Below are 4,379 nucleotides of genomic sequence, written 5' to 3' on the forward strand. Positions count from 1 at the left end.
GGCCTCGTCGGTGGCCGGGGTGGCCGGGATCTGGGCCGGGGCGGCCGCTGGGGTGGCACGGACGGCCGCGCGGTCGACCGGGGCGACATACTGTCGGTTCGACCGGCCGCATTGCGTCGGTTGAACCATGTCGACGCGGCCGGTGTCATCACCACCGTCACCGGAGCGGGGGACCCGGACGCGGACCCCGCCCTACGGTGGCGGCGGAGCGGCAGTGGCGGCGTCGCTGGCTTCACCCGGGCGCGTCGTGCGTACCGGGGGCGGGCTGCTGATCTGCGACTTCGCGCACTGCGGGTACGGAAGGTCGACGAGGCTGGCGTCATCACCACCGTCGCTGGCACGGAGAACAAGAAGGCCGGTGACGGCACGCCGCTGGACACGTACATCGGGGAGCCCGCCGGGATCGCAGAAGGCGCCGCCGGCAGCATCTACATCACGGCATACAATCTCGCCGCTGACTATCTGCTGTGGAAGGTCTCCCCGGACGGCGGGACGATCACCAGGATCGCGGGAGGAGGAAGCTCTGCCGACGACGGCGTGCCGGCCATCGAGGCCGACCTGGACGGTGCCGCCGTCGTGGCGGTTGATGCCTCGGGTGTCGTCTACCTCACCTCGTCGTTCGGGCACCGTGTCCGCAGGATCGGTGCGGACGGGAGGATCACCACCGTGGCGGGCACCGGCGGCTCGACTCCCCCACGGGGCTGGCCGTCGACAGTGCGGGAGCCCTGTACATCGGCGACAACGGGAACCAGCGGGTGCGGAAGGTGACCGCCGATGGAACCATCTTCACCCTGGCCGGCGGCGGAACCGCGGGCTTCTTCGGCGACGGCGGGCCCGCCACCTCGGCTTGGCTCCACTATCCCTGTGGTGTCGGGCTGGACCCGAGCGGCAACCTGTACATCGCCGACTACTTGAACCATCGGGTGCAGATGGTGGCCGAGGCGACCGGGGTACGGCCTGCGTCGCCCGAGGACGTGGACCTGTATGCCGGAGGGCGTCTTCCCGACGGCCGCGCAACAGCAGGGGTGCCCTTCGACCTGGGCGTCCGGGTGAGGAACCGGGGCCCGGCGACGGTCAAGGGCGAGCAGGTGAGCGTGACGCTGACCCTGTCGCAGGGGCTGGTCGGTGACGGCGGATGCATCCAGCACACCTGCACCCGCACCTTCCCCGGCATGGAACTGCGTCCCGACGTCGACAGCCTGGACCGCACCTTCAAGGTCCACGCCCCCAACACCACCGAGCCCGGCACCTACACCGCCACGGCCGCCGTCACCTACGCACACGAGACCAAGCCGTCCGACAACACCGTGGAACTGCCGGTCACCATCGTCAAAGCCGAACCAGAGGCCCAGGACGAGAGCGCCCTAACCATCACCCAGACCGTGGCGGCCGGCGCCGCGCCCGGCAAGGGCACCGCGATCCAGCTCCAGCTGAGCGCGTCCCCCACCGTGCGGGTCAACCCGGGGGTGATCACCCAAACGTTCAAGGCACCCACGGGCTTCGTCTTCACCAATGCGCCCATCTGGGCCTACCCCGGCGGGAACACCGGGCACCTGGACCACACGATCGAGAACCAGGGCAGGACGCTCGTCGCCAAGGGCAACCCCCACGTGAACACCGCTACCAGCGACCGGAGTCCTCCGACCTACACCCTGCCGATGCGCGCCGAGGCCACCGCCTCCCCGGCACCCGGACCGACGGCTCCGCCACCATCGGCGAGCACACCCCCGTCACCCTGTCCGGCGCCGTCACCGGAACCCCCGTCCACACGGTGACGGCCATCAGCTCCACCGTCGGCGACAACTTCGAGGCCAAGGCGAGCACCGACTTCGACCAGATTCCCACTGTCAAGGCCCGCGACCAGGGCGGCAGCAACGTCACGGGCGCCCGCATCCACTTCGCCATCGCCCCCGCGAACACCGGCTCCGTCTTCGCCGGCGACACCCTGACTCACGACACCACCACCGACGGCGACGCCATCGCTTCCAGCCCCACAGTCAAGGCCGGGCCCACCCCCGGGGAGTTCACCATCACCGTCACCACCCCCGACGGCCCGGGCAAGGCCACCTTCCTCCTCACCGTCACCCCCGTCTAGACGCGGAGCGGGCGGAACCAAGCGCTCAGTGCCCTGGGCCTGCTGCCGCCGGCCCGCACGTACGGCCGACGGCCCGGAGAGCCGGCATCTTCGGCCGCGGGCCACGACCGCCTGACACACCGCGGCCGCGGCCCGCTCTCTCGTGCTGCCCCTGTCGTCCCGCCCGCTGCAGCGTTCCTGCCCGGTGGACACCGCTCGGTTCCGGCATTCACCAAGGCGACCGGCACTGCCCGGACCGGAACCGGCGGCTGTGTGGGGAGGCCGCAGCAAGACCGGGCCCGGGTGCCCGGCGGCCTCGGTCCGTGCGTCGAACCGGAGCGGTTGCGATGTCAGGTTCCGGGGCCGGCTGGGGCGGGTCCGTGTCCGGCGCCGGACGGCACGCGGCTGTGGATCCTGTCGTTCTGGAAGATCCGGTGGCTGGTGGCGTTGTGGGCGAGCGCGAAGGCGAGGACGAAAACCTTCTGGCGGTCGAGGCCGTAGGAGATCATCCGCTGGTTCCACAGGCTCTGGTTGAACTGGTTGTGGACGGATTCGGAGTCGGCGCGCCAGGGGTAGAGGTGCTGGTGGGCGAGGGTGGGTTCGGGGATCTGCTGGAGGTGTTCGGCGCGGTGGAAGCCACGCTCGGTGTCGCTCCTGGCGCGGCGGCCGGTGACGGTGTCGCGCACGGCGCGGTCGGCGGGTGTGGTGGTGATGGCGACGGGGACGCGGTGGGGGTGGTTGCCGCGCCGGCAGGGGATGTCCAACAGGTGGTACCAGCGGCTCCTGGTACGTCCTGGTCGGTGTTCGAGGCGGGTGACGGGGACCGGGCGCAGGACGCTGGTGCCGTCGTCCAGGAGAAGGCGCTCCGCGATGCGCCCCTGGTCGCACCACAGGTCGTGGCGACAGGCTCCGAACCGCAGGAGTTCGTAGGCCATCGGGCGAACTGAGCCGTGCTGTTTGTTGATGGCGAGCAGGCCGGCGCGGGCGAGGGTGTCGCGGTGGACACCGCGCAGGGCTCCGTCGTAGACGACGCCCATGCATCCGGGCAGGCGGGTGGCGAGGGTGGTGAAGGAGCGGACGGCGACGGCGGCTTCGTCCTCGTAGGCGCCGCCGGCCACGTGGGCGTAGGTGAGGATGACGCGGCGCCAGTAGCCGTCGTCTCGGCCGGAGGCGAAGAACCACTTGGTGCCGCGGGCCGGACGGGGGCGGGTCTCGCCGTTCTCGTAGTACAGACGCGCGGCCGGGTCCACACGGTGACGCAGAAGGCGGCCGGTGGCGGGGTCGAGGGTGGTGGGGTGCTCGGCCTTGGAGGGGGCTTTGGGGACGGTGGCGTCGCCGACGATGAGCTGGCGGCGCTGGGGGCGGGCCCACGTGCGCACGGCAGTCGGCGGGAAGAGGCCCTGGGCGAGGGCCTGGCGGACGGCGTGGTGCTCGAAGACGTCGGTGAGGAGGTCGGTGGCGGGGGCGAGGAGGTGGTGTTCGGCGTAGAGGTACTGGCCGCGGCTGGGCGCGGTGTCGGGCAGGCGGGCGGCGGCGAGGCGCCCTGCGTGTCTGCGGACGGCGGTATGCAGGCGGCGCCAGAGCAGGTCGCTTGAGAGGTGGGCGGCGGCGGAGCGTTTGGAGCCGGTGACGGGCATGAGGGAGGCGAGCAGGAGGTAGACGAGCGGCGGGTACTGGGGCGGGCAGCCGACCTGGTGCGGGGCGGGGAGGTGTTCGGCGAGCTCGTAGATCATGGGGTAGTCGAGGCAGTCCTCGATGCGCTGGAGGCGGGTGCGCTGGTCGCGGTCGGTGAGCTGGCGTTTGCGGGCGGGGCGCTGCTCGGGCGGTAGGGGGTCGCCGAAGATGTCGTCAGGCACCGCTTGCCTCCTCCCGGTCGGTGGGGTCGGGGCGCCAGGTGAGGTGGATGACGGTGGCGGCGCGGTCCAGGGAGCGCAGGCCCAGGCAGCGGGCGGCGTCCTCGATGCGGCCCGAGGCTTCGAATGCCTCGACGGCGGCGCGGGTGGTGATGGAGGCGGGTTTGACGTCCGCCTCGCCGACGAGGCCGGTGCGGTGCAGGAGGTCGGTGAGGGCGACGCAGGCGCGCGGCGGGGACGGCGGCGGGCCGTAGCTGGCGGGCGGCGACGAAGCGGGCGCGGGTGGTGAGGACGGCCAGGGCCCAGTCGTCGAGGGGGCACCAACGGGGGTCGGTCTTGGTGGAGCCGTGCATCCACACGCGCCGACCAGGTTGGGCTTGCCGTCCCGGATGACGAACCAGCCGCCGCCGGCGGCGCCCGCCGTCATGGTGCAGCCGATCACGTACATCGGC

3 protein-coding genes and 2 pseudogenes are annotated in these 4,379 nt (G+C 72.0%); 3 read left to right on the top strand and 2 right to left on the bottom strand.

Translation table 11 applies throughout. The features are described 5' to 3' along the window. The 3 genes and pseudogenes from ACWDCZ_RS38945 to ACWDCZ_RS38955 form a co-directional block, all read left to right on the top strand. Positions 1-768, top strand: a pseudogene (locus tag ACWDCZ_RS38945) (hypothetical protein); the annotation flags it as partial. Continuing rightward, positions 702-1,775: a hypothetical protein gene (locus tag ACWDCZ_RS38950; RefSeq protein ID WP_449818430.1), complete on the top strand. Its 1,074-nt coding sequence runs from the start codon at positions 702-704 to the stop codon at positions 1,773-1,775. The pseudogene ACWDCZ_RS38945 and the gene ACWDCZ_RS38950, both read left to right, overlap by 67 nt. Further along, entirely contained in the window at positions 1,772-2,095 is a 324-nt protein-coding gene (locus tag ACWDCZ_RS38955) for a hypothetical protein (protein ID WP_387977056.1), read from the top strand. Before ACWDCZ_RS38950 ends, ACWDCZ_RS38955 begins: the two co-directional genes overlap by 4 nt. A gap of 329 nt (positions 2,096-2,424) precedes the next feature. On the opposite strand, the gene ACWDCZ_RS38960 is transcribed toward ACWDCZ_RS38955, so the two are convergent. Together ACWDCZ_RS38960 and ACWDCZ_RS38965 are read right to left on the bottom strand one after the other, a co-directional pair. Then, entirely contained in the window at positions 2,425-3,930 is a 1,506-nt protein-coding gene (locus ACWDCZ_RS38960; protein ID WP_449818429.1) for a hypothetical protein, read from the bottom strand. Then, positions 3,923-4,379, bottom strand: a pseudogene (locus ACWDCZ_RS38965) (hypothetical protein); the annotation flags it as partial. The pseudogene ACWDCZ_RS38965 and the gene ACWDCZ_RS38960, both read right to left, overlap by 8 nt.

The sequence above is a fragment of the Kitasatospora sp. NPDC001225 genome (assembly GCF_053597855.1).